Origin of the sequence: Onishia niordana (assembly GCF_004798965.1) — a bacterium.
In the GTDB taxonomy this organism is placed as follows: domain Bacteria; phylum Pseudomonadota; class Gammaproteobacteria; order Pseudomonadales; family Halomonadaceae; genus Onishia; species Onishia niordana.
On the sequence record NZ_SDSD01000010.1, the window covers coordinates 92566 to 117120 of the forward strand.

24 protein-coding genes and 4 tRNA genes are annotated in these 24555 nt (G+C 60.0%); all 28 read right to left on the reverse strand.

Annotated features, from left to right (window positions below; translation table 11 throughout):
• Position 1: 1 nt before the first annotated feature.
• The gene (gene rpmC, locus ETC27_RS15775) at positions 2-193 is read right to left on the reverse strand and encodes a 50S ribosomal protein L29 (protein ID WP_136255928.1); all 192 of its coding nucleotides are present in this window, start codon (positions 191-193) and stop codon (positions 2-4) included.
• Positions 193-606, reverse strand: coding sequence for a 50S ribosomal protein L16 (gene rplP / locus ETC27_RS15780; protein WP_136255929.1), 414 nt, complete (start codon positions 604-606; stop codon positions 193-195). The genes rpmC and rplP overlap by 1 nt, the downstream gene beginning before the upstream one ends.
• 15 nt (positions 607-621) lie before the next feature.
• On the reverse strand, positions 622-1320 hold the full coding sequence (gene rpsC, locus ETC27_RS15785; RefSeq protein ID WP_136255930.1) for a 30S ribosomal protein S3: 699 nt from the start codon (positions 1318-1320) through the stop codon (positions 622-624).
• Positions 1321-1331: 11 nt separating this feature from the next.
• A complete protein-coding gene (gene rplV, locus ETC27_RS15790; protein WP_136255931.1) occupies positions 1332-1664 on the reverse strand; it encodes a 50S ribosomal protein L22 in 333 nt (110 codons plus the stop codon).
• 18 nt (positions 1665-1682) lie between these two features.
• On the reverse strand, positions 1683-1958 hold the full coding sequence (gene rpsS / locus ETC27_RS15795) for a 30S ribosomal protein S19 (protein WP_072824351.1): 276 nt from the start codon (positions 1956-1958) through the stop codon (positions 1683-1685).
• A 22-nt stretch (positions 1959-1980) separates the two neighbouring features.
• Entirely contained in the window at positions 1981-2808 is an 828-nt protein-coding gene (gene rplB / locus ETC27_RS15800; protein WP_136255932.1) for a 50S ribosomal protein L2, read from the reverse strand.
• A 17-nt stretch (positions 2809-2825) separates the two neighbouring features.
• A complete protein-coding gene (gene rplW, locus ETC27_RS15805; RefSeq protein WP_092527236.1) occupies positions 2826-3122 on the reverse strand; it encodes a 50S ribosomal protein L23 in 297 nt (98 codons plus the stop codon).
• The gene (rplD, locus tag ETC27_RS15810) at positions 3119-3727 is read right to left on the reverse strand and encodes a 50S ribosomal protein L4 (RefSeq protein ID WP_136255933.1); all 609 of its coding nucleotides are present in this window, start codon (positions 3725-3727) and stop codon (positions 3119-3121) included. The genes rplW and rplD overlap by 4 nt, the downstream gene beginning before the upstream one ends.
• A 14-nt stretch (positions 3728-3741) precedes the next feature.
• Positions 3742-4380: a 50S ribosomal protein L3 gene (gene rplC / locus ETC27_RS15815; RefSeq protein ID WP_136255934.1), complete on the reverse strand. Its 639-nt coding sequence runs from the start codon at positions 4378-4380 to the stop codon at positions 3742-3744.
• A gap of 140 nt (positions 4381-4520) precedes the next feature.
• The gene (gene rpsJ / locus ETC27_RS15820) at positions 4521-4832 is read right to left on the reverse strand and encodes a 30S ribosomal protein S10 (protein ID WP_136255935.1); all 312 of its coding nucleotides are present in this window, start codon (positions 4830-4832) and stop codon (positions 4521-4523) included.
• Between the two features lie 166 nt (positions 4833-4998).
• Positions 4999-6192: an elongation factor Tu gene (gene tuf, locus ETC27_RS15825; protein WP_136255936.1), complete on the reverse strand. Its 1194-nt coding sequence runs from the start codon at positions 6190-6192 to the stop codon at positions 4999-5001.
• A gap of 29 nt (positions 6193-6221) precedes the next feature.
• The gene (gene fusA / locus ETC27_RS15830; RefSeq protein WP_136255937.1) at positions 6222-8342 is read right to left on the reverse strand and encodes an elongation factor G; all 2121 of its coding nucleotides are present in this window, start codon (positions 8340-8342) and stop codon (positions 6222-6224) included.
• A gap of 63 nt (positions 8343-8405) precedes the next feature.
• The gene (rpsG, locus tag ETC27_RS15835) at positions 8406-8876 is read right to left on the reverse strand and encodes a 30S ribosomal protein S7 (RefSeq protein ID WP_136255938.1); all 471 of its coding nucleotides are present in this window, start codon (positions 8874-8876) and stop codon (positions 8406-8408) included.
• 122 nt (positions 8877-8998) lie between these two features.
• Positions 8999-9373 (reverse strand): 30S ribosomal protein S12, encoded by a 375-nt coding sequence (rpsL, locus tag ETC27_RS15840; RefSeq protein WP_136255939.1) that lies wholly within the window; start codon positions 9371-9373, stop codon positions 8999-9001.
• A gap of 150 nt (positions 9374-9523) precedes the next feature.
• Positions 9524-13741, reverse strand: coding sequence for a DNA-directed RNA polymerase subunit beta' (rpoC, locus tag ETC27_RS15845; RefSeq protein WP_136255940.1), 4218 nt, complete (start codon positions 13739-13741; stop codon positions 9524-9526).
• Between the two features lie 120 nt (positions 13742-13861).
• Complete coding sequence (gene rpoB / locus ETC27_RS15850) at positions 13862-17938, reverse strand: DNA-directed RNA polymerase subunit beta (RefSeq protein ID WP_136255941.1); 4077 nt, start codon at positions 17936-17938, stop codon at positions 13862-13864.
• Between the two features lie 233 nt (positions 17939-18171).
• Entirely contained in the window at positions 18172-18543 is a 372-nt protein-coding gene (gene rplL / locus ETC27_RS15855; protein WP_136255942.1) for a 50S ribosomal protein L7/L12, read from the reverse strand.
• A 92-nt stretch (positions 18544-18635) separates the two neighbouring features.
• The gene (gene rplJ, locus ETC27_RS15860; RefSeq protein WP_136255943.1) at positions 18636-19142 is read right to left on the reverse strand and encodes a 50S ribosomal protein L10; all 507 of its coding nucleotides are present in this window, start codon (positions 19140-19142) and stop codon (positions 18636-18638) included.
• Between the two features lie 258 nt (positions 19143-19400).
• Entirely contained in the window at positions 19401-20093 is a 693-nt protein-coding gene (gene rplA / locus ETC27_RS15865) for a 50S ribosomal protein L1 (RefSeq protein ID WP_136255944.1), read from the reverse strand.
• A 2-nt stretch (positions 20094-20095) separates the two neighbouring features.
• Complete coding sequence (gene rplK, locus ETC27_RS15870) at positions 20096-20527, reverse strand: 50S ribosomal protein L11 (protein ID WP_136255945.1); 432 nt, start codon at positions 20525-20527, stop codon at positions 20096-20098.
• A 111-nt stretch (positions 20528-20638) separates the two neighbouring features.
• Entirely contained in the window at positions 20639-21172 is a 534-nt protein-coding gene (gene nusG / locus ETC27_RS15875; RefSeq protein WP_136255946.1) for a transcription termination/antitermination protein NusG, read from the reverse strand.
• Between the two features lie 8 nt (positions 21173-21180).
• Complete coding sequence (gene secE, locus ETC27_RS15880) at positions 21181-21549, reverse strand: preprotein translocase subunit SecE (RefSeq protein ID WP_136255947.1); 369 nt, start codon at positions 21547-21549, stop codon at positions 21181-21183.
• Between the two features lie 72 nt (positions 21550-21621).
• Positions 21622-21697, reverse strand: a tRNA-Trp gene (locus ETC27_RS15885).
• Positions 21698-21839: 142 nt separating this feature from the next.
• A tRNA-Thr gene (locus ETC27_RS15890) sits at positions 21840-21914 on the reverse strand.
• A 20-nt stretch (positions 21915-21934) separates the two neighbouring features.
• Positions 21935-22008, reverse strand: a tRNA-Gly gene (locus ETC27_RS15895).
• 47 nt (positions 22009-22055) lie between these two features.
• Positions 22056-22139: transfer RNA gene (locus ETC27_RS15900), tRNA-Tyr, on the reverse strand.
• 107 nt (positions 22140-22246) lie between these two features.
• Positions 22247-23086 carry a type III pantothenate kinase gene (locus tag ETC27_RS15905; RefSeq protein WP_136255948.1) on the reverse strand — a complete coding sequence of 280 codons (840 nt, stop codon included), beginning with the start codon at positions 23084-23086 and terminating at the stop codon, positions 22247-22249.
• Positions 23083-24063, reverse strand: coding sequence for a biotin--[acetyl-CoA-carboxylase] ligase (locus ETC27_RS15910; RefSeq protein WP_136255949.1), 981 nt, complete (start codon positions 24061-24063; stop codon positions 23083-23085). The genes ETC27_RS15905 and ETC27_RS15910 overlap by 4 nt, the downstream gene beginning before the upstream one ends.
• Positions 24064-24555: the final 492 nt, after the last annotated feature.

Consider the following 24555-nt stretch of genomic DNA (forward strand, 5'->3'; position numbering starts at 1 on the left):
CTCAATCACCTGCCTTCTCGTTGAGCACAGTCTTCACGCGGGCAACATCCCGACGAACCTGCTTGAGCAGATGGGTCTGGCTCAGCTGGCCAGTGGCCTTCTGCATGCGCAGGTTGAACTGCTCGCGGAGGAGTTCGAAGAGCTGCGCCTGCAGGTCTTCTACTGACTTTTCGCGAATTTCCTGGGCTTTCATCACATCACCGTCCGTTTCACAAAGGTGGTGGCGACCGGAAACTTCTGAGCGGCCAGGCCGAAGGCCTCACGAGCCAGCTCTTCAGAAACGCCTTCAATCTCATAGAGGACACGGCCGGGCTGGATCTGCGCGACCCAGTACTCGACAGAGCCCTTGCCCTTACCCATACGGACTTCAAGGGGCTTCTTGGAGATCGGCTTGTCCGGGAAAACCCGGATCCAGATCTTGCCGCCACGCTTAACATGGCGAGTGATGGCACGACGCCCAGCTTCGATCTGACGCGCGGTCACGCGTCCACGACCGGTGGCTTTCAAGCCATATTCGCCAAAACTAATCTTGCTTCCGCGCTGCGCCAGGCCGCGGTTGCGACCCTTCTGCACCTTGCGGAATTTCAAACGCTTAGGTTGTAACATCGATCCGCTCTCCCCTTACCTGGAACCTTTCTTCTTGGAGGGCGCGCTCTGCGGCTGATTAGCCTTGGCGCGGACCTCTTCGATGCCCCCGAGGATTTCACCCTTGAAGACCCAGACCTTGACGCCGATGACGCCATAGGTGGTGTGAGCTTCGTAGGTCGCGTAATCGATGTCGGCACGCAGCGTATGAAGCGGCACACGACCTTCGCGGTACCATTCGGTACGTGCGATTTCCGCACCACCAAGACGACCAGACAACTGGATCCTGATGCCGCCGGCGCCGAGGCGCATGGCGTTCTGTACGGCGCGCTTCATGGCACGACGGAACATGACACGACGCTCGAGCTGGCCACAGACGTTCTGGGCGACGAGCTTGGCGTCGAGTTCCGGCTTGCGCACTTCTTCGATGTTGACGTGAACCGGCACGCCCATCATCTGGGTGACGTCACGACGCAGCTTGTCGACGTCCTCACCCTTCTTGCCAATCACGATGCCCGGACGGGCAGTGTGAATGGTGATACGAGCATTATTAGCCGGACGCTCGATGTGAATGCGACTAACGGAAGCGTTCTTCAGACGCTCCTCGAGGAAGCTACGCACTTCGAGATCATTATTCAGCTTGTCGGCATAAGCACCGCGCTCGGCATACCAGACCGAGTTGTGGTCTTTAACGATGCCCAGCCGAATACCTGTCGGATTTACTTTCTGACCCATCTGGTCGACTCCTACTTCTCGGCTACCATAACGGTGATGTGGCAGGTGCGCTTCAAGATACGATCCGCACGGCCCTTGGCACGCGGCTTGATACGCTTGAGCGTCATGCCCTCATCGACACAGATGGTCGAGACACGCAGCTCGTCGATGTCCATGCCGTTGTTTTCTTCCGCATTCGCGATGGCGGACTGCAGCACTTTCTTGACCAGCTTGGAGGCCTTCTTCGGTGAGAAGGTCAGCAGGTCGAGTGCTTCGGCGACAGGTTTACCGCGCACCTGGTCAGCCACCAAACGGGCCTTCTGGGCGGATAAACGAGCGCCACGCAGCTTAGCTGTGACTTCCATCTCTCAATCCTCTTTGGCTTACCGTTTGGCTTTCTTGTCCGCCGCATGACCGCGATAGGTGCGGGTAGCAGCGAATTCGCCCAGCTTGTGGCCAACCATTTCCTCGGAGACGTGCACCGGGACATGTTGACGCCCGTTATGGACCGCAATGGTGAGCCCGACCATGTTGGGCAGGATCATCGAACGACGCGACCAGGTCTTGATCGGTTTGCGGTCGTTCTTCTCCACTGCAGTCTCAACCTTCTTCAGCAGATGAAGGTCAATGAAAGGACCTTTCTTCAGTGAACGTGGCACAGCCGTTACCTCTTAATGTCTGTTACTTGGCCTTGCGGCGACGAACGATCAGCTTATCGGTGCGCTTGTTCTTGCGAGTCTTGTAACCCTTGGTGGGGACGCCCCACGGGGTAACCGGGTTACGACCACCACTGGTGCGGCCTTCACCACCACCATGTGGGTGATCCACCGGGTTCATCGCAACACCGCGAACTGTCGGGCGAACGCCACGCCAGCGTTTGGCACCGGCCTTGCCCAGTTGACGGAGGCTGTGCTCAGAGTTGCTCACTTCACCCAAGGTGGCGCGGCACTCAGCCAGGATCTTGCGCATCTCGCCGGAGCGAAGACGCACAGTGGCGTAGTTGCCTTCACGCGCCACTAGCTGGGCACTGGTGCCGGCACTGCGTGCGACCTGAGCGCCTTTACCGGGCTTCAGCTCGATGCAATGCACAGTGGAACCGACCGGAATGTTACGCAGCGGAAGGGTGTTACCCTTCTTGATCGGCGCGTTGACACCGGACTCGACGCGATCGCCAGCCTTCACACCCTTGGGTGCGATGATGTAGCGACGCTCGCCGTCCAAGTACTTCAGCAGCGCGATGTGTGCGCTACGGTTCGGATCGTATTCCAGGCGCTCGACGATGGCCGGAATGCCATCCTTGATGCGCTTGAAATCGACCTGACGGTAGTGCTGACGGTGCCCACCACCCACGTGACGTGTGGTGATACGACCGTTGTTGTTACGCCCACCCGAGTGCGACTGCTTTTCCAGCAGCGGCGCGTGCGGCCGCCCCTTGTACAGATCGTCGGAAACGATCTTGACCAGGTGGCGACGACCGGCGGATGTGGGTTTGGTCTTGACGATTGCCATTATCCGTACTCCTGCCCTTATTCGGCGCCAGAGAAGTCTTCAAGGGTCTCACCCGCGGCGAGAGTTACATACGCCTTGCGGTAACCCTTGCGCTGGCCCAAGCCATTGGCGGTGCGCTTGGTCTTGCCCTTGATGTTCAGGACCTGCACGCGATCAACCTTCTTGCCGAACAGCGCCTGAACGGCCTGCTTGATTTCCGGCTTGGTCGCGTCAGAGGCCACCTTGAACACGTACTGGTTGTTCTCGGCGGCGGAGGCGGCCTTCTCGGTCATGTGCGGACCGAGCAGAACCTTGAATACGCGTTCCTGGTTCATGCCAGCTTCTCCTCGAATTTGCGCAGGGCGGAGACGGTGACCAGCACCTTGTCGAAGGCGACCAGGCTCACCGGATCGGCGGCAGCGACGTCCACCACATCCACGTGCGGGATGTTGCGAGCGGCCAGGTAAAGGTTCTCGTCAACTTCTTCGGTGACGATCAGCGCTTTTTCCAGGCCCAGCTCATTAAGCTTGGCGGTCAGCTGCTTGGTCTTGGGTGCGTCGACGGAAATATCTTCGACGATGACCAGACGCTCCTGGCGGACCAGCTCAGAAAGAATCGAGCGGATCGCGGCCCGGTACATCTTGCGGTTGACCTTCTGGGTGTAGTCCTGAGGACTAGCCGCAAAGGTCACACCACCGGCACGCCAGATCGGCGAACGGATGGTACCAGCACGAGCGCGACCGGTGCCCTTCTGGCGCCACGGCTTCTTGCCACCGCCACGTACAGCAGCGCGGTTCTTCTGAGCGCGGGTGCCCTGACGGCCGGCAGCCAAATAGGCAGTCACGACCTGATGGACCAGCGCTTCGTTGAATTCTTTGCCGAAGGTGGCGTCGGAAACTTCGACTGTTCCGGCGCTAGCACCTGAAAGATTCAGATTCATTGGATCAAATCCCCTTAGCGAGCTTTCACGGCACTGCGAACAACAACGTCGCTACCCGGTGCACCCGGTACGGCGCCCTTGATAAGCAGCAGATTGCGTTCAGCGTCGACGCGCACGACTTCCAGGCTCTGCACGGTGCAGCGGACATTGCCCAGCTGACCGGCCATCTTTTTGCCTTTGAAGACGCGACCCGGGGTTTGACACATGCCGATGGAACCCGGAGCACGGTGTGCCAGGGAGTTACCATGGGTGTTGTCTTGGGTACGGAAGTTCCAGCGCTTGACGGCGCCCTGGAAACCCTTGCCCTTGGAGGTGCCGGTCACATCAATCTTCTGACCAGCTTCAAAGAGGGATACGGTGAGCTCGCCACCCACTTCCGGAGCTTCGTCGCCTTCAGCCAGGCGGAACTCCATCAGCGAACGGCCGGCCTCGGTACCTGCCTTGGCAAACTGTCCAGCTTGCGCTTTGGTCAGGTGCTTGGCCTTGCGTGAGCCAGAGGTAACCTGCACGGCACTGTAGCCGTCAACATCGACGGTCTTAACGCGCGTAATGCGGTTAGGCTCAACTTCGATAACGGTTACGGGCACGGATGCGCCATCTTCGGTGAAGACACGGGTCATCCCGGACTTCTTACCGACCAAACCGATAGTCATGTTCAGTCTCCTATAGTGTACGGGGCTATCACCCGCTATGGCTGCCCTTTCCAGAGCATTCCACTAGCACATTGTGTGACGCCATCTCGGCGTGACGGTGGCAGCTCGTTGAGCGGCGACCGTGAGTGTCTAGTGAGGTCTCAGTTGAGTTTGATTTGCACGTCAACGCCGGCGGCGAGATCGAGCTTCATCAGTGCATCAACGGTCTTTTCAGTGGGTTCGACGATGTCGAGCACACGCTTATGAGTGCGGATCTCATACTGGTCACGCGCGTCTTTATTGACGTGCGGAGAAACCAGGATGGTGTAGCGCTCACGATTGGTCGGCAGCGGGATCGGACCGTGGACCTGAGCACCGGTACGCTTGGCGGTCTCAACGATCTCCGCGGCGGACTGGTCGATCAGGCGATGGTCGAACGCTTTCAACCGAATGCGAATCTTCTGGTTCTGCATTTGCCCTAAACTCCAATGGATGTCGACGGCGCGAGCCGTCTACCCACGCATTCAAAGGATGCGCATTATAGGCATGGAGTCTCGCAGAGTCAAACCCTGCGAGACAACATGCGCAGAAAGGGGGCTCCCGCAGGAGCCCCCTTCGATCATCGGGTGAGCCTAAGGCTTACTTAATGATCTTGGCGACAACACCGGCGCCGACGGTACGGCCGCCTTCGCGAACGGCGAAGCGCAGGCCTTCTTCCATGGCGATCGGTGAGATCAGAGTGACAGTCATCTTGACGTTGTCACCCGGCATCACCATCTCAACGCCTTCCGGCAGCTCACAGGTACCAGTAACGTCAGTGGTACGGAAGTAGAACTGCGGACGATAGCCCTTGAAGAACGGCGTGTGACGACCACCCTCGTCCTTGGACAGCACGTAGATTTCGGCTTCGAAAATGGTGTGCGGCGTGATGGTGCCCGGCTTGGCCAGAACCTGACCACGCTCGACGTCGTCACGCTTGGTGCCACGCAGCAGGGCGCCAACGTTCTCGCCGGCACGACCTTCGTCGAGCAGCTTGCGGAACATCTCGACACCAGTAACGGTAGTCTTGACGGTGTCCTTGAGGCCGATGATCTCGACTTCTTCGCCCGGCTTGACCACGCCACGCTCGACACGACCGGTCACAACGGTACCGCGACCAGAGATGGAGAACACGTCTTCGATCGGCATCAGGAACGGCTGATCGATAGCGCGCTCCGGCTCCGGGATGTACGCGTCCATGGCCTTGATCAGGTCGGCAACGGCGGTGGTACCCATGCCGTTGTCGTCCTTGCCTTCGAGGGCCATCAGCGCAGAGCCGATGATGATCGGAGTGTCGTCACCCGGGAAGTCGTACTCGGCGAGCAGCTCGCGCACTTCCATTTCGACCAGCTCGAGCAGCTCTTCGTCGTCGACCATGTCGGCCTTGTTCAGGAACACGACGATGAACGGCACGCCGACCTGACGCGAGAGCAGGATGTGCTCACGAGTCTGCGGCATCGGGCCGTCGGCAGCGGAGCAGACCAGGATAGCGCCGTCCATCTGGGCAGCACCGGTGATCATGTTCTTGACGTAGTCAGCGTGACCCGGGCAGTCGACGTGCGCGTAGTGACGCACTTCGGACTGGTATTCCACGTGAGCGGTAGAGATGGTGATACCACGCTCACGCTCTTCCGGGGCGTTATCGATGGAGTCGAACGCACGAGCGTCGCCACCGAAGACTTCTGCAGAAACGCGTGTCAGAGCCGCTGTCAGGGTAGTCTTACCATGGTCAACGTGACCGATGGTGCCGACGTTGATATGCGGTTTGGAACGTTCGAATTTTTCCTTAGCCACTGCTATAACCTCTTTACGTTAGCTAACGGTTAACCGTTCTGGTTGATGACGGCTTCCACGATACTGGAGGGAGCCTCGTCGTACTTCGCAAACTCCATGGAGTAGCTTGCACGGCCCTGGCTCTGAGAGCGCAGATCGGTTGCATAACCGAACATCTCAGCCAGCGGCACCATTGCGCGGATGGTCTTCCCTGAGGAAGTATCATCCATGCCCTGCACCAGACCGCGACGACGGTTAAGATCGCCCATGACGTCACCCATGAATTCCTCGGGGGTCACGACTTCGACCTTCATCATCGGCTCCAGCAGCACGGCCTTGGCCTTCTTGGCACCTTCTTTGATCGCCATGGATGAAGCGATCTTGAACGCGGTCTCGTTGGAGTCCACGTCGTGATAGGAACCATCGTACAGCGTGACCTTGACGTCGATCATCGGGTAACCCGCGATGACACCGTTCTGCAGCTGTTCATAGGCCCCTTTCTCGACAGCAGGCACGTATTCCTTCGGAACCACGCCGCCGACGATTTCAGACGAAAACTTGAAGTGCATCTCCTCGTCATCGCCCTTGTCTTCTGCCGTCAGCGGTTCGATGCGCAGATACACATGACCGAACTGACCGCGACCGCCTGACTGACGAACAAACTTGCCTTCCTGTTCGACGCTGTGACGGATGGTCTCGCGATAGGCAACCTGCGGCTTACCGATATTCGCCTCGACCTTAAACTCGCGACGCATACGGTCAACGATGATATCGAGGTGCAGTTCGCCCATCCCGGAGATGATGGTCTGACCGGTTTCCTCGTCAGTCTTGACCTGGAAGGACGGATCCTCCTGGGCCAGCTTGCCGAGGGCGATGCCCATCTTCTCCTGGTCCGCCTTGGACTTCGGCTCAACAGCCACCGAGATCACCGGATCCGGGAACTCCATGCGCTCAAGAATGATCTTGTCAGTCAGGTCGCACAGGGTGTCACCGGTAGTGACGTCCTTCAGGCCGATGCAAGCGGCGATATCGCCGGCCAGCACTTCCTTGATCTCTTCGCGAGAGTTGGAGTGCATCTGCACGATACGGCCGACGCGCTCTTTCTTGCTCTTGACAGAGTTGAAGACGCTGTCGCCAGACTTCAAGACCCCGGAATACACACGGATGAAGGTCAGGGTACCAACGAACGGGTCGGTAGCGATCTTGAAGGCCAGGGCGGCGAAGGGCGCACTGTCATCGGCCTCACGGGTCGCGATGGTGCCGTCCTTGTCGTCAAGCTCACCTTCAATGGCCTTGACCTCGGTGGGTGACGGCATGTACTCGATGACGCCATCCAGTACGGCCTGCACACCCTTGTTCTTGAACGCCGAGCCACAGGTCACCAGGACGATTTCGTTGTCGAGGGTACGACGACGCAGACCGGCCTTGATTTCCTCGATGGAAAGATCGCCCTCTTCGAGGTACTTATCCATCAGTTCTTCGGAAGCCTCGGCGGCCGACTCGACCATCTCCTCGCGATACTTCTCGGCGGTCTCTTGCAGCTCGGCCGGGATGTCAACCAGGTCATAGTTCATGCCGTGGTTTTCTTCGTCCCAGAGGATCGCCTTCATCTGCAGCAGGTCGACGACGCCCTTAAAGCCATCTTCGGCGCCCCAGTTGATCTGGATCGGCACCGCATTGGCGTTCAGGCGCGACTTCAGCTGGTCGAGGACCATGAAGAAATCGGCGCCGGCACGGTCCATCTTGTTGACGAACACCATGCGCGGGACTTCGTACTTGTTGGCCTGACGCCAGACGGTCTCGGTCTGCGGCTGCACACCAGAGCTTGCACACAGCACGACGACCGCACCATCGAGCACACGCAAGGAACGTTCGACTTCGATGGTGAAGTCAACGTGCCCCGGGGTGTCGATGATGTTGATACGGTGCTCATCGAACTGCTTGTTCATGCCCTGCCAGAAGCAAGTGGTAGCGGCGGAGGTAATGGTGATACCCCGCTCCTGCTCCTGCTGCATCCAGTCCATGGTGGCGGCGCCATCATGAACCTCACCCACCTTGTGAGACAGGCCGGTGTAAAACAGGACACGCTCGGTAGTGGTGGTCTTCCCGGCGTCGACGTGGGCAACGATACCGATATTACGGTAGCGCTTAAGCGGTGTCTTACGTGCCACGGTGGAATTCCCCGTTAGTTGGAGGCGCCCAGGCATATGGGCACCTCATGTGACGAAGCCTGCTTAGAAGCGGTAGTGCGAGAAGGCCTTGTTGGCCTCCGCCATGCGGTGCACGTCTTCGCGCTTCTTCACAGCGGCGCCCTTGCCTTCGGCGGCATCGAGCATCTCACCGGCCAGACGCTGCACCATGGTCTTTTCACCACGGTTACGAGCAGCGTCGGCCAGCCAGCGCATGGCCAGAGCCTGACGGCGTGACGGACGGACTTCAACGGGCACCTGGTAAGTAGCACCACCGACACGGCGAGATTTTACCTCGACCATGGGCTGGATGGTTTCCAGCGCCTTGTCGAAAATCTCCAGCGGATCATCATTGTTGCGCGCGGTAACGTGATCCAGCGCGCCATAGACGATGCGTTCAGCTACAGACTTTTTGCCGCTGATCATGAGGTGGTTCATGAACTTTGCCAGGCGCTCACTTCCGAACTTCGGATCCGGGAGGATTTCGCGCTTCGCGACAACTCTTCTTCTAGGCATGATAAGCCCTCAAATTAAGGGGTCCTTCAGGTAAACCCGAGACTGGCATGGGTGCTCCCACGACGCTCGACCTTACTCTTATCAGACCGATGCAATAGGGTGTAGCGGTAGCGTGCGAGTCTTTAGGACTTCGGACGCTTGGTGCCGTACTTGGAACGGCCCTGCCTACGATTCTGGACACCGGAGGTGTCGAGAGCGCCGCGAACGGTGTGATAGCGCACACCCGGCAAGTCCTTCACTCGGCCGCCGCGAATCAGCACGACAGAGTGTTCTTGCAGGTTGTGACCTTCACCACCGATGTAGGAGGCGACCTCATACCCGTTGGTCAAGCGAACACGACACACCTTACGCAGTGCGGAGTTCGGCTTCTTCGGGGTAGTGGTGTATACGCGAGTGCAAACACCGCGACGTTGCGGGCAGGCCTGCAGCGCCGGGACGTCACTCTTGACGACGGGGCGCTTGCGCGGCTTGCGCACGAGCTGGTTAATAGTTGCCATGGTCTGTAGCTGACTCCAATGATTGCCTTGGCCTAACAATAGCGAACGCGGGCGTACCCACCCCACTATTAAAGGCTGCGCATTCTACTGTCTCAGAGCAATCTACGTCAATACCGGCGCCATCAGGCGCCGGTATTGAGCAGGCTCCGCTTAGATCTCGTCGTCATCCGAGTCGAGGGCGGTGAGCTGAGCGCCCAACTCCTGCTCGACGTCCTGGGCCGACGGCTGAACCACGCGCTCGGCGTCTTCGCGACGACGGCGACGCTCCGCATGGTGGGTAAGCCCCGTACCGGCCGGGATCAGACGTCCCACCACCACGTTTTCCTTCAGGCCGCGCAGGTAATCGCGCTTGCCTGTCACCGCCGCCTCGGTCAGCACCCGTGTGGTCTCCTGGAAGGAGGCCGCGGAGATGAACGACTCGGTGGCGAGACTCGCCTTGGTAATACCCAACAGCAGGCGATGGTACTTGGCCGGGAACTTGCCTTCCTGCTCCAGGCGCGCATTCTGCTCGAGAACACGCACCACTTCGACCTGATCACCGGTGATGAAGTCGGAATCACCCGCATCGGTGATCTCGACCTTGCGCAGCATCTGACGCACGATCACTTCGATGTGCTTGTCGTTGATGCCCACACCCTGGAGGCGGTAGACCTCCTGGACCTCTGCGGTGATGTACTTGGCCAGCTCGCTGACGCCCAACAGACGCAGAATGTCATGCGGATTGCTGGGACCATCGGAGATGACCTCGCCCTTCTCGACGGTTTCACCCTCGAAGACCGCAATCTGGCGCCATTTCGGGATCAGCATCTCGAACGGGTCGCCATCGGCCGGAGTAATCGTCAAGCGACGCTTGCCCTTGGTCTCCTTGCCGAAGCTAAGCACGCCGCTGACTTCAGCGAGAATCGCCGATTCCTTGGGCTTACGCGCCTCGAACAGGTCGGCCACACGCGGCAGACCACCGGTGATGTCCTTGTTCGCCGTCGCTTCGACCGGGATACGGGCGACCACTTCACCGACACCCACCGAGGCACCGTTCTCGATCGAGACGATGGCCTTGCCGGGCAGCAGGTACTGTACCGGTGTGTTGGAGCCCGGCAGCGAGATGTGCTGACCCGCGTCGTCGGCCAGCATGATCATCGGGCGCTTGTCGCGACCCGATGCCGGGCGCGCGGCGGACTCGATCACCTCGATAGAAGACAGGCCGGTCATCTCGTCCACGCTACGGTGGATGGAGACCCCTTCATCCATATCGATGTACTGCGCCTTACCTTCGACCTCAGCAACGATCGGATGGGTGTGCGGATCCCACTTGGCGACAGTCTGTCCACCATCAACCAGCTCGCCGTCCTTGACCGACAGCTCGGCACCGTAGGGCAGCTTGTAGTACTCGCGCTCACGACCGTGATCGTCGGCGACGGCCAGGGCACTGGAGCGGGATACCACCACCAGCTTGCCATCGGCACGCTCTACCGACTTGATGTTGTGCAGGCGCACCTTGCCGCCGTGCTTGACCTGGACACTGTCGACAGCAGAGGCGCGCGATGCTGCACCACCGATGTGGAAGGTACGCATGGTCAGCTGGGTACCCGGCTCACCGATCGACTGAGCGGCGATGACACCGACCGCTTCACCGGTATTGACCTGATGGCCACGCGCCAGGTCACGGCCGTAACAGGCCGAGCACACGCCGTGCGGCGTGTCACAGGTGATGGTCGAGCGCACCACGATCTCGTCGACACCCATGGTGTCGAGCTCGGCACACCAGGCTTCGTCGAGCAGGGTGCCGCGCGGGATCAACACTTCCTCGGTGGCCGGATCGACCACGTCCAGCGCAACCACACGGCCCAGCACACGCTGTGCCAGGGAGACGATGATATCGCCCCCTTCGATGACCGGGTGCAGCGTCAGGCCATTCTCGGTGCCGCAGTCCGGCTCGGTGATCACCAGGTCCTGCGCCACGTCGACCAGGCGACGCGTCAGGTAACCCGAGTTGGCCGTCTTGAGGGCCGTATCCGCCAAGCCCTTACGAGCACCGTGAGTGGAGATGAAGTACTGGAGTACGTTCAGACCCTCACGGAAGTTGGCGGTGATCGGCGTCTCGATGATCGAGCCGTCCGGCTTGGCCATCAGGCCACGCATGCCCGCCAGCTGGCGGATCTGGGCGGCACTACCACGCGCACCGGAGTCAGCCATGATGAACACGCTGTTGAAGGAGTCCTGTTCGACCTCTTCACCATCACGGTTGATCACGCTCTCCTTGGAGATGCCGGTCATCATCGCCTTGGCGACCTTGTCATTGGCCTTGGACCAGATATCGATGACCTTGTTGTACTTCTCGCCCGCGGTCACTAGACCGGAGGAGAACTGGTCCTCGATTTCCTTCACCTCGTCCTCGGCCCCATCGACGATACTCTTCTTTGAGTCGGGGATGACGAAGTCGTTGACGCCGATCGAGGCGCCGGACCAGGTGGCCAGACGGAAGCCGGTGTACATCAGCTGGTCGGCAAAGACCACGGCGTCTTTGAGGCCGGTACGACGATAGACCTCGTTGATCAGCCCGGAGATGGCCTTCTTCTTCATCGGCTGGTCGACCAGCTCGAAAGGCGATCCCTTGGGCAGGATGCTGAACAGCATCGCACGACCGACAGTGGTGTCGTAGATCGTCGACCGCTCCACCAGCTCACCGCCTTCTTCCTCGGGCAGGAACTCGGTCAGACGCACTTTGACACGCGCGTGCATCGAGACACTCTGAGTCCCAAAGGCCCGCTCGACCTCCTTGAGGTCAGAGAAGATCATGCCTTCGCCCTTGGCGTTGATCTTCTCGCGGGTCATGTAATACAGACCCAGCACCACGTCCTGAGACGGCACGATGATCGGATCACCGTTGGCCGGCGACAGCACGTTGTTGGTGGCCATCATCAGCGCACGGGCTTCGAGCTGGGCTTCCAGGGTCAGCGGTACGTGGACCGCCATCTGGTCACCGTCGAAGTCGGCGTTGTAAGCGGCACAGACCAGCGGATGGAGCTGGATGGCCTTGCCTTCGATCAGCAGCGGCTCGAAGGCCTGGATGCCCAGGCGGTGCAGGGTCGGCGCACGGTTCAGCAGTACCGGGTGCTCGCGGATGACATCGGCGAGGATGTCCCACACCTCCGGCAGCTCGCGCTCGACCATCTTCTTGGCGGCCTTGATGGTGGACGCCTGGCCGCTGGACTGCAGCTTGGAGTAGATGAACGGCTTGAACAGCTCAAGCGCCATCTTCTTCGGCAGGCCGCACTGATGCAGACGCAGGGTCGGACCCACGGTGATCACGGAACGGCCCGAGTAGTCGACACGCTTGCCCAGCAGGTTCTGACGGAAACGCCCCTGCTTGCCCTTGATCATGTCGGCGAGCGACTTCAGCGGGCGCTTGTTGGAACCGGTGATGGCGCGACCACGACGACCGTTGTCGAGCAGAGCATCCACGGATTCCTGCAGCATGCGCTTCTCGTTGCGCACGATGATGTCCGGCGCATTGAGGTCGAGCAGACGCTTGAGGCGGTTGTTGCGGTTGATCACACGACGATACAGATCGTTGAGATCCGAGGTCGCGAAACGACCACCGTCCAGCGGTACCAGCGGACGCAGGTCCGGCGGCAGCACCGGCAGCACTTCCATGACCATCCAGGCCGGCGCGTTGCCGGACTTGGAGAAGGCCTCGAGCAGCTTGAGTCGCTTGGACAGCTTCTTGATCTTGGTCTCGGAGTTCGTCTGCGGGATTTCCTCACGCAGATGATTGATCTCCTCGTCCAGATCGATGTCCTTGAGCAGCGCCTGAACGGCCTCGGCACCCATGCGGGCATCGAAGTCGTCACCAAACTCCTCGAGGGCCTCGAAATACTGCTCGTCGTTGAGCAGCTGACCACGTTCGAGGGTGGTCATGCCCGGGTCGACGACCACGAAGCTTTCGAAGTAGAGCACGCGCTCGATATCACGCAGGGTCATGTCCAGGAACATGCCGATGCGCGACGGCAGCGATTTCAGGAACCAGATGTGCGCAACCGGGCTAGCCAGTTCGATGTGGCCCATACGCTCGCGGCGAACCGCGGCCTTGGTGACCTCGACGCCGCACTTCTCGCAGATAATACCGCGGTGCTTCATGCGCTTGTACTTGCCGCACAGGCACTCGTAATCCTTCACCGGGCCAAAGATCTTGGCGCAGAACAGGCCATCACGCTCCGGCTTGAAGGTACGGTAGTTGATAGTCTCGGGCTTCTTTACTTCACCGTAAGACCAGGAGCGGATCAGGTCCGGTGACGCGAGCGTGATTCTGATCGCGTCGAACTCTTCGGACTGTGCCTGCGACTTGAGAACTTTAACCAAATCTTTCATAGGTCGGCTCCGTTGCGGAGTTGTCATAGGCGGGGGCGGCGTGTTGCCCGCCCCCGCGGACCATCTTTCTCGAGCACTGTCGTGAGTACTGTCGCCAGTACTGACTCAAGCCCCGGGTGCTTAGCCTTCCAGCTCGATGTCGATGCCCAGCGAGCGGATTTCCTTCACCAATACGTTGAAGGATTCCGGCATGCCCGCCTGCATGGAGTGATCGCCATCCACGATGCTCTTGTACATCTTGGTACGACCTTCCACGTCATCGGACTTGACCGTGAGCATCTCCTGGAGGGTATAGGCTGCACCGTAGGCTTCCAGGGCCCAGACCTCCATCTCACCGAAGCGCTGACCGCCGAACTGCGCCTTGCCGCCCAGCGGCTGCTGGGTGACCAGCGAGTACGAGCCAGTGGAGCGCGCGTGCATCTTGTCGTCGACCAGGTGGTTCAACTTGAGAATGTACATGTAGCCAACGGTGACCGGGCGATCGAAGGACTCACCGGTACGGCCATCGTAGAGCGTCATCTGGCCGGAATCAGGCAGATCGGCAAGCGTCAGCAGATGCTTGATCTCGTGCTCCTTGGCACCGTCGAAGACCGGCGTTGCCATCGGCACACCACTCTTGAGGTTCTTGGCCAGGGCGATCACCTCATCGTCGGACAGCGAGCTGATGTCCTCAAGACGCGAGCCTTCGGTGTTGTACACCTTGCCGAGGAATTCGCGAATCTCGCCAACCTGCTGCTCACGGGCGTCGCGAAGCATATGCTCGATCTTGACGCCGAGACCACGTGCCGCCATGCCCAGGTGCGTCTCGAGGATCTGACCCACGTTCATGCGCGATGGCACGCCCAAGGGGTTCAGGACCACGTCGACCGGCTCACCGCCATCGTCAAAGGGCATATCCTCGATCGGCATGATCGCGGAGATGACACCCTTGTTACCGTGACGGCCGGCCATCTTGTCACCCGGCTGGATGCGACGCTTGACGGCCATGTAGACCTTGACGATCTTCAGCACGCCCGGCGCCAGATCGTCGCCCTGCGTCAGCTTGCGCTTCTTGTCTTCGAAGCGCTCGTCCATTTCCTTGCGACGGGTCTCGAGTTGCTCATCCGCCTGAGCCAGCAGCTCATTCAGCGACTCATCCTGCATGCGCAGTTTGAACCACTGCTGACGCGGCAGTTCTTCGAGATACTCCTCGGAGAGCACATCGTCCTTCTTGAGCTTGGGCCCACCGTTGACCGGCTGACCGGTCAGGGTGCGCTTGAGACGCTCGAAGGTCGCATCTTCGGCGATACGGTACGTCTCCTGAAGGTCCTTGCGCACCTCATCGAGCTGCATCTGCTCGATCGACAGCGCGCGGGAGTCCTTCTCGACACCGTCGCGGGTAAAGACCTGGACGTCGATGACCGTACCCTTCATGCCGGTCGGGGCACGCAGGGAGGTATCCTTAACGTCGGAGGCCTTCTCACCGAAGATGGCACGGAGCAGCTTCTCTTCCGGCGTCAGCTGGGTCTCGCCCTTGGGCGTGACCTTGCCGACCAGGATGTCGCCCGGACCGACCTCGGCACCGATATAGACCACGCCGGCCTCATCGAGTTTGCCCAGTGCGGACTCGCCAACGTTGGGGATATCCGAGGTAATTTCCTCGGCGCCCAGCTTAGTGTCGCGCGATACGCAGGTCAGTTCCTGGATATGGATGGTGGTGAAGCGATCTTCCTGCACCACGCGCTCCGAGAACAGGATGGAGTCCTCGAAGTTGTAGCCGTTCCAGGGCATGAAGGCGATGCGCATGTTCTGGCCAAGCGCCAGATCACCCATGTCGACGGACGGGCCGTCGGCAAGGATGTCGTCCTTCGAGACCCGGTCACCCGGGCGCACGATCGGGCGCTGGTTCATGCAGGTGTTCTGGTTCGAACGGGTGTACTTGGTCAGGTTGTAGATATCCACACCGGCTTCACCGCCGATGATTTCATCTTCATTGACCCGCACCACGACACGACGCGCATCCACCGAATCGATCACACCACCGCGGCGAGCCACGGCGCAGACGCCGGAGTCACGGGCGACGAAGCGCTCCATGCCGGTACCGACCAGCGGCTTGTCCGCACGCAGTGTCGGCACGGCCTGACGCTGCATGTTGGCCCCCATCAGGGCGCGGTTGGCGTCATCGTGCTCGAGGAAGGGGATCAGGGCCGCGGCCACGGACACCACCTGACGCGGCGACACGTCCATCATGGTGACCTTGTCCGGCGCCATGAAGGTGGTCTCGCCGCGGTGACGGACCTGCACCAGGTCATCGACCAGGTAGCCGTTCTCGTCGACGGTCGCAGACGCCTGAGCGATGACGAAGTTGCCCTCTTCGATCGCGGAGAGCTGCATCACGTCATCGGTGATCTGACCATCCACCACCTTGCGATACGGTGTCTCGAGGAAACCGTAGCTGTTGGTGTGGCTGTAGGTCGCCAGCGAGTTGATCAGGCCGATGTTCGGGCCTTCCGGCGTTTCGATCGGGCACAGACGACCATAGTGAGTGGCGTGAACGTCACGCACCTCGAAGCCGGCACGCTCACGGGTCAGACCGCCCGGGCCGAGCGCCGAGACGCGACGCTTGTGCGTGACCTCGGACAGCGGGTTGTTCTGGTCCATGAACTGCGAGAGCTGGCTCGAGCCGAAGAACTCTTTCACCGCCGCCGCCACCGGCTTGGCGTTGATCAGGTCCTGCGGCATCAGGCCTTCGCTTTCGGCCATCGACAAGCGTTCCTTGACCGCGCGCTCGACGCGCACCAGGCCAACACGGAACTGGTTCTCGGCCATCTCGCCGACGCAACGGATGCGACGGTTGCCCAGGTGGTCGATATCGTCGACATCGCCGAAGCCGTTGCGGATCGCAATCAGCTCCTTGAGGACATCGAGGATGTCGCCATTGTCCAGCACGCCGGAGCCGGTATCGGCATCACGACGCAGACGGCGATTGAACTTCATCCGCCCCACGCCCGACAGGTCGTAGCGATCTTCGGTGAAGAACAGGTTGTGGAACAGCGTCTCGGCGGCTTCCTTGGTCGGCGGCTCACCGGGGCGCATCATGCGGTAAATCTCGACCAACGCTTCGAGCTGGCTGCGCGTGCCATCCAGCTTGAGGGTATCGGAGATGAACGGGCCGCAATCCAGGTCGTTGGTGTACAACGTCTGAAGCGTCGTGATGCCGGCGGTCGCCAGCTTCTCGAGCAGCTCGGCGGTGATCTCTGTGTTGCACTCGCAGATCAGCTCGCCGGTCTTCGGATCGACCTGATCCTTGGCCAGCGTCTTGCCGTAGAGGTACTCCATCGGCACTTCGAGACGCTCAAGCCCCGACTTTTCCATCTGGCGGATGTGCTTCTGGGTGATGCGGCGACCTTCCTCGACGATCACGCTGCCATCGGCATCCTTGATGTCGAAGGTCGCGGTCTCACCGCGCAGGCGCGACGGCACCAACTCCACCGAGAACCCGCTCTTCTCGATATGGAAGATGCTGGTCTCGAAGAAGTGATCGAGGATCTCCTCGGCGCTCATGCCCAGCGCGCGCAGCAGCACGGACGCCGGCAGCTTGCGGCGACGGTCGATACGCACGAAGACGTTGTCCTTGGGATCGAACTCGAAATCGAGCCAGGAGCCGCGGTAAGGGATAACCCGCGCGGAGTACAAGAGCTTGCCTGACGAGTGGCTCTTGCCTTTATCGTGATCGAAGAACACACCCGGCGAGCGATGCAACTGGGAGACGATGACGCGTTCGGTACCGTTGACCACGAAGGTACCGTTCTCGGTCATCAGGGGGATTTCCCCCATGTAAACTTCCTGCTCCTTGATATCCTTGATCGCCTTGTTCGATGATTCACGATCGTAGATGATCAGGCGCACCTTGACGCGCAGCGGTGCCGAATAGGTGACCCCGCGCAGCTGACATTCCTTGACGTCGAAGGCCGGCGTGCCGAAACGATAGCTGACATACTCGAGAGCAGCGTTGCCCGAGAAGCTCTCGATCGGGAATACGGACTTGAAGGCGGCATGCAGGCCGAGCTCGAGCCGCTCTTCCGGCGAGCGATCCTGCTGGAGGAAGTCGTAGTAGGAATCAAGCTGGATGGCCAGCAGGTAGGGCACATCCATCACTTGGGGCAGTTTGCCGAAATCCTTGCGGATGCGTTTTTTCTCAGTGTATGAGTAAGCCATCTGTATTCCCCAGCTTGTTCACCATGGGTGACCGATGCGAGTCGGCGCCACCTGACGGGATGGGTCCCGTCAGGCGCTGACGGCAAGCCCCCTCATGGAAGCTCGCCGTCGGAATTCGGCTAGCGGCGTCGCCTAGAGGCGGGCAGCTAGTAACAACAGAAAAAGGCCGGTAGCGGGAAGCCCGCCACCAGCCGTGGAAGCTTACGCAGCGCGTGAAGCCGTGGGCACAAGAATTACTTGAGCTCCACGCTCGCGCCGGCTTCTTCCAGCTTCTTCTTCGCTTCTTCAGCGTCGTCCTTGGCCATCGCTTCCTTGATGGTCGCCGGCGCGCCGTCGACGGCACCCTTGGCTTCCTTCAGGCCGAGACCAGTGATCTCGCGGACGGCCTTGATGACGTTGACTTTCTTGTCGCCAGCGCCGGTCAGCACCAGGTCGAATTCAGTCTGCTCTTCTTCAGCTTCGGCTTCACCGCCACCCGGGCCAGCGACAACAGCGGCAGCTGCGGTCACGCCGAATTTCTCTTCCATCGCTTCGATCAGGCCAGCCACTTCCATGACGGTCATGTCGGCGACGGCGTTGATGATGTCTTCTTGGGTAAGTGCCATGTTCAATTTCCTAGACTTTGCGGAGCCTCGGCCAGGTGACCAAGTGCTCATGATTCAATGATCGGTACAGGCTACTCAGAGAAACGCGCCAATCAGGCAGCGGCCGTTTCTTCCTTCTGGTCGCGCAGTGCCGCGAGAGTACGAACCAGCTTGCCGGCAGAAGCTTCCTTCATGACGGACATCAGCTTGGCGATCGCCTCATCGTGTGTCGGCAGCGTGGCCAGACGATCGAGGTCGGAAGCCGGGATGAGCTCACCGTCATATGCCAGCGCCTTGACTTCGAAGTCCTTCTGACCTTTGGAGAACTCCTTGAACAGACGGGCGGCAGCGCCCGGGTGCTCGTAGGAGAAGGCCAACATGGTCGGACCCGAGAAAGTCTCGTCCAGAATCTCCCAGGGAGTTCCGGACAGGGCGCGACGTGCCAGCGTGTTGCGAACAACACGAATCTGCACGCCATTCTCGCGCGCCTGCTTGCGCAGGTCGGTCATGGCTCTAACGTCCACACCGCGAGAATCGGCAACTACGACGGAAAGAGCGTCCTTAGCGGCCTCACTGACCTCGGCAACAATTGCTTTCTTGCCTTCGAGAGCTAGTGGCACAGTGATCACTCCTTCGTGCCGGAACCAGGAGGCTCATGCCTCCGAGTACCGGGGGTTACCATCTCCCCTTACCTATGGGTAAGAGGGCTTGGGTGATGGTGCACACCAGTAGCTGGCGGCCACACCATCTGCGCAGGCATCCCTTTCGGGAAGATTAAGCCAAGTCTTGCAGACAAGGCTTGGCGCCTGCGGTCTTTGACGGCGCCCCGAACTCCACGAAGAAGAGCGGGGACCGCAAAGTATCTTTGGCTACGCCGATCAAACGTAAGAAGAATGATCGACGGTGAGACCCGGGCCCATGGTGGTGGACAGGGTCAGCTTCTTGAAATACACACCCTTGGACGTGCTGGGCTTGAGACGCTTGAGGTCTGCGACCAGCGCTTCAAGGTTGCCGCGGATATCGTCAGCTGCGAAATCCACTTTGCCCAGGGTCGTGTGAATGATGCCGTTCTTGTCGGTACGGAAACGCACCTGACCAGCCTTGGCGTTCTTGACCGCGGTCGCGACATCCGGCGTCACGGTGCCGACCTTCGGGTTCGGCATCAGGCCACGCGGACCGAGGATCTGGCCCAGCTGACCGACAACGCGCATGGCGTCCGGCGAGGCGATAACCACGTCAAAGTCGAGCTGACCTTTCTTGACCTGTTCGGCCAGGTCATCCATGCCCACGATGTCGGCGCCGGCTTCTTTAGCGGCATCGACGTTGGCACCCTGGGTGAACACGGCAACGCGAACGTCCTTGCCAGTGCCGTTGGGCATGACGGTGGCGCCACGCACGACCTGGTCGGATTTGCGCGGATCAACGCCCAGATTGATGGCGACGTCGAGGGATTCCTTGAAGTTGACGGTGGACAACTCGCCGAGGAGCGTCACTGCGTCATCCAGAGAATAGACCTTGGACGTGTCGACCTGCTCTTTGATCTTCAAAGCGCGCTTGGACAGTTTAGCCATGATCAGAGACCCTCCACGTTGAGGCCCATGCTGCGGGCGCTACCAGCGATGGTACGCACCGCGGCGTCAAGATCAGCAGCCGTCAGATCCGGCTCCTTGGTCTTGGCGATCTCTTCGAGCTGCTCGCGAGTCACGGTACCGACCTTCTTCTTGTTCGGCTCACCAGAGCCGGACTTGATACCAGCAGCTTTCTTCAGCAGGACGGCGGCAGGCGTCGTCTTGGTAACGAAGGTAAAGCTGCGGTCGGAGTAAACTGTGATCACGACCGGCGTCGGCAGGCCGGCTTCTTTATCCTGGGTTTCTGCGTTGAACTGCTTGCAGAATTCCATGATATTGACGCCGTGCTGACCCAGCGCGGGGCCCACGGGGGGACTCGGATTGGCTTTACCCGCTGCAACCTGCAGCTTGATGTAAGCCTGTACTTTCTTGGCCATGTTAGGACTCCAATTGGGTGCTAGCGCCTTTCGGCTCCCCGGTTGAACAACCGCCTCGGCGGCCTGACTACAGCGCGATCACTTAACAGCAATCACGCAACCCATCGAGAATCAGTCTTTCTCGACCTGGGCGAATTCGAGTTCGACAGGCGTCGCACGTCCAAAGATCAGCACGCTGACTTGGACACGACTCTTGTCGTAATTGACTTCTTCGACCACGCCATTGAAATCGGCAAAAGGCCCATCAATGACACGAACGGACTGACCCGGCTCGAAGACCGTCTTGGGCCGCGGCTTATCTGTGCCGTCTTGAACACGGCGCAGGATCGCGTCGGCCTCTTTCTGGCTGATCGGCGCCGGCTTTTCCTTGGTTCCACCGATGAAACCAAGAACACGCGGCGTCTCGTTAACCAGATGCCACGTCGCGTCGTCCATTTCCATTTCAACCAGCACGTAGCCGGGATAGAACTTGCGCTCACTCTTGCGGCGCTTGCCGTCACGCATCTCGACAACTTCTTCGGTCGGCACCAGAATCTCGCCGAAGCGATCTTCCATGCCATACATCTTCACGCGCTCATTGAGTGAGCGCATGACATGCTTTTCGAAGCTGGAGTAGGCATGCACGACATACCAACGCTTGGACATGGAATCTCCTAACCAATGACGCCGGACATCGCCCAGCCAAGAAGGGTATCAATTAGCCACAGCATCAGGCCTACCACCAACACTGCCACCATAACGATCGCGGTGGTCTGGATGGTTTCTTGGCGGGTCGGCCAGACGACGCGCTGAATTTCTTTGCGCGCATTGCGGGCCAGCTCCAGGAGATTGCGCCCCTTGGTGGTGGTAATGGCCACACCAGCAGCGGCTGCACATACGGCAACCACACCTAACACGCGGTAGAGCAGCGCTTGATCGGCGAAATAGGAGTTACCAACTACGGCAACGACTACCAGAGAGACGACAACCGCCCACCTGAGCCCGTCGTGGCGCGACTCCTGCACCTCGGCGTTTAGTTTCATGCGAACGAGACTCCTCAGGGTGCAGCAATCGAAACATGAAAGTATATGGGATATCACCAGCCTGGGGAAGACTGGCAGGCCAGGAGGGAATCGAACCCCCAACCTGCGGTTTTGGAGACCGCTGCTCTGCCAATTGAGCTACTGGCCTGTATCTACGCTTTCACCGAAAACCCTTTGCAGGCTTCCTGTGAACAGCGGGCGCTATCATAGCGAAAGCGCCCCTGCCTGGCAACCCCCAGCATAGCGCTGAGGAAAAAGAAAAGGCGAGCCTTTAGCTCGCCTTTTCCAAATGGAGCTCGTGGGCGGATTTGAACCGCCGACCTCACCCTTACCAAGGGTGTGCTCTACCCCTGAGCTACACGAGCAAAACCTATACAGCAAAAACTGGAGCGGGCAGCGGGGATCGAACCCGCATCATCAGCTTGGAAGGCTGAGGTTCTACCATTGAACTATGCCCGCCGACCCGCTCTCACCACCGAATCGACAACAGGCGTTTCGGCTAAATCTGGTGGAGGGAGAAGGATTCGAACCTTCGAAGCTTTCGCGGCAGATTTACAGTCTGCTCCCTTTGGCCACTCGGGAATCCCTCCAAACTCGCGGTAAATTCTACCGCTTTTCGCAGCAATGTCAAACGCTTATCTTGCTCTTTCCGAACCGCGGCCCGGCAACGCTTGCCCTGCGAACGCGCTGCATTCTGTCAAAGGAGCATGGAGAATGCAAGGCTTGCGCGAATCTTTTCCAGCGCCACCGGTGAAGGCACCTCCGGCGAGCCCGACAGCCGTCCGGCTCTTTCAGCAGCGGTCCGCGGAAAGCAGGCCTCCAGCCCGCCATAGACCATGTCCGGCCAAACGGCATGCGGTACGCGAACCCCCCGTGACACCACGCGGGCATCGCCACCAGTCAGCAGCATCGGCAACGCCACCCCTTCTCGGTCACAGACTTCGCCATAGATGCGGTTCACGGCACTGACTGCCGCCATATAGATGCCGTGATTGACCGCCTCGACGGTATTGCGCCCCGGCGCAAGGAGCTCATCGGCCTCGCTGTCGGGATCGATCGCGACGTTGCGTGTTCCGAGCTTGAGACTCTCCTTCATCAGCCGCAAGCCAGGAAGAATATAGCCCCCGAGATGACGCCCGCCGGGCAGCACGAAATCGATGGTGATCGCACTGCCGCAATCCACCGTGCAGCAGGCGCCGGCCAGCTGGTAACTCGCCAGCGCTCCCAACCAGCGATCCACGCCGAGCCTGCCTGGATCGTCATAGCCATTGATCACGCCAAGTGATTCGCGAACGGGCCGCGCCACGTGAACCACGCCAACCTCGTGGCGCAGGAGCTCGACCGTCTCCTTGAGCACCTTCTGGCGCGCCACACTGGAGATGCGTACCGCCCGCACCACGTCCAGATCAGGGATATCCGCGCCAGGGCGCCACTCTTCACGCGTCCAGACCGCCCCGCGGGACCGGATCTCACTGCTCACACTATCTTTGAGACGCCACTTCGACAGGGTGTTGCCGATATCCAGATCCAGAATCATGAATGACCACGCACGCTGATTTCACCGCTGGCAAGGGCTCGATTCTCACCATCCTGCCATACCAGGAGGTTACCCGCGGCATCCACTCCTCCGGCTACCGCCTCTTCGCGGCGCGGCCCCTGGATGATATCGATCGTCTGACCGGCATGAGCATGACGCGCGTTCCACGCCTCCTGCCAGGCGGGAAAGCCCTCTTGTTCGAAGCGCGGCAGCAAGGCCAGCAGTGCATCGATAAAGTCCGCCGCCAGACGGTTACGGCTGACCCCAGGCTGTTGATCATGCACTGCCGCGACGGGCTGATCGATCTCCTGGCGCACCGGTTCGGGGAGCGTGACATTGAGCCCCAGACCGATCACCACCTCGCAGGGGCCTGACAGGTCGCCACTGACCTCGAGCAGGATACCGGCGAGCTTACGCGAAGGCCCCCTGCCAAGCACCAGGACATCATTGGGCCATTTCAAGGCCACCTCGACGCCATGGCGCTCCAGCACCTCGGCGAGTGCCACGCCGACCGCCAGGCTCAACCCCTCCAGTGCCGCGGCACCGGACTCGAATCGCCACCCCAGGGACATCAGCAGACCACGCCCCCAGGGGCAAGCCCAGGCGCGACCCCGCCGACCTCTACCGGCGCTCTGCGCTTCGCTCAGGCATACTTCACCATGCCCGGCACCCTGCTCGAAGCGCTCGCGCAGGTAACGGTTGGTCGAAGGGAGACTTTCTTCTATGAAAAGCCGAGCCATCTGCTGGCGGCTGTCACGAGACAGCTCCGCGATGATTGCCGGCCCATCCAGAAGCTCAATGGGGTCGGCCAAACGGTAACCTAGCCCCTTAACCGCCTCGAGGGGGATATCCATTGCCTCGAGTTTCTTGAGCTGCTTCCAGACGGCAGTACGGGATACGCCCAGACGCTCACCCAACTGCTCGCCGGAGTGAAAGTCACCGTCACTCAACAAGCGAATCAGTTCACCGATGGTCATGCGCACCTTCCCGCCCAAAAAACCGTCATTCTAGCGGATGGTGGCGCCCCCCGGAAATCATCGCGACCAAAGTTGCTCATCACATTCCCTGAACTTTCCTTCCTGAATTATCCAGATCAACATCTCCCCTAGAGGCAGGGCATCCAACGACCGGGTCGACACGTGCAAGGGTAAAGCGTGTGAGAAGCAAGCCACCGATCCTGTAACGACCACGCCCTCCCCCTGACTCCTGCGCCGAGCAGGCGCATATGGCCCACTTTTAAGGCCACATGCAATAAGTCGTCATATAAAGAGCGCTGTAGTAAGTGCCCTGTTTTAGAGTTCTGCATAAGCGCTCTGGTCGCGTCAGCGATCGGAGGTGAGCAGGAAAGAGGCAGAGAAGCCCCGGGATGAGGGCCGTCGCTTTTCGCTTCGTTGCTGGTGCTGGAGAGGAAAAGTCGCTGGTGGCCGTCGTAGCAGGCGCCATTAGAGGGGGGCTGTGGCCGATCATTT

Coding starts and splice junctions, on each gene's coding strand:
- rpmC (WP_136255928.1), bottom strand. CDS start 193: ATGAAAGCCCAGGAAATTCGCGAAAAGTCAGTAGAAGACCTGCAGGCG.
- rplP (WP_136255929.1), bottom strand. CDS start 606: ATGTTACAACCTAAGCGTTTGAAATTCCGCAAGGTGCAGAAGGGTCGC.
- rpsC (WP_136255930.1), bottom strand. CDS start 1,320: ATGGGTCAGAAAGTAAATCCGACAGGTATTCGGCTGGGCATCGTTAAA.
- rplV (WP_136255931.1), bottom strand. CDS start 1,664: ATGGAAGTCACAGCTAAGCTGCGTGGCGCTCGTTTATCCGCCCAGAAG.
- rplB (WP_136255932.1), bottom strand. CDS start 2,808: ATGGCAATCGTCAAGACCAAACCCACATCCGCCGGTCGTCGCCACCTG.
- rplW (WP_092527236.1), bottom strand. CDS start 3,122: ATGAACCAGGAACGCGTATTCAAGGTTCTGCTCGGTCCGCACATGACC.
- rplD (WP_136255933.1), bottom strand. CDS start 3,727: ATGAATCTGAATCTTTCAGGTGCTAGCGCCGGAACAGTCGAAGTTTCC.
- rplC (WP_136255934.1), bottom strand. CDS start 4,380: ATGACTATCGGTTTGGTCGGTAAGAAGTCCGGGATGACCCGTGTCTTC.
- rpsJ (WP_136255935.1), bottom strand. CDS start 4,832: ATGCAGAACCAGAAGATTCGCATTCGGTTGAAAGCGTTCGACCATCGC.
- rpsG (WP_136255938.1), bottom strand. CDS start 8,876: ATGCCTAGAAGAAGAGTTGTCGCGAAGCGCGAAATCCTCCCGGATCCG.
- rpsL (WP_136255939.1), bottom strand. CDS start 9,373: ATGGCAACTATTAACCAGCTCGTGCGCAAGCCGCGCAAGCGCCCCGTC.
- rpoC (WP_136255940.1), bottom strand. CDS start 13,741: ATGAAAGATTTGGTTAAAGTTCTCAAGTCGCAGGCACAGTCCGAAGAG.
- rpoB (WP_136255941.1), bottom strand. CDS start 17,938: ATGGCTTACTCATACACTGAGAAAAAACGCATCCGCAAGGATTTCGGC.
- rplL (WP_136255942.1), bottom strand. CDS start 18,543: ATGGCACTTACCCAAGAAGACATCATCAACGCCGTCGCCGACATGACC.
- rplA (WP_136255944.1), bottom strand. CDS start 20,093: ATGGCTAAACTGTCCAAGCGCGCTTTGAAGATCAAAGAGCAGGTCGAC.
- rplK (WP_136255945.1), bottom strand. CDS start 20,527: ATGGCCAAGAAAGTACAGGCTTACATCAAGCTGCAGGTTGCAGCGGGT.
- nusG (WP_136255946.1), bottom strand. CDS start 21,172: ATGTCCAAGCGTTGGTATGTCGTGCATGCCTACTCCAGCTTCGAAAAG.
- secE (WP_136255947.1), bottom strand. CDS start 21,549: ATGAAACTAAACGCCGAGGTGCAGGAGTCGCGCCACGACGGGCTCAGG.
- ETC27_RS15905 (WP_136255948.1), bottom strand. CDS start 23,086: ATGATTCTGGATCTGGATATCGGCAACACCCTGTCGAAGTGGCGTCTC.
- ETC27_RS15910 (WP_136255949.1), bottom strand. CDS start 24,063: ATGACCATCGGTGAACTGATTCGCTTGTTGAGTGACGGTGACTTTCAC.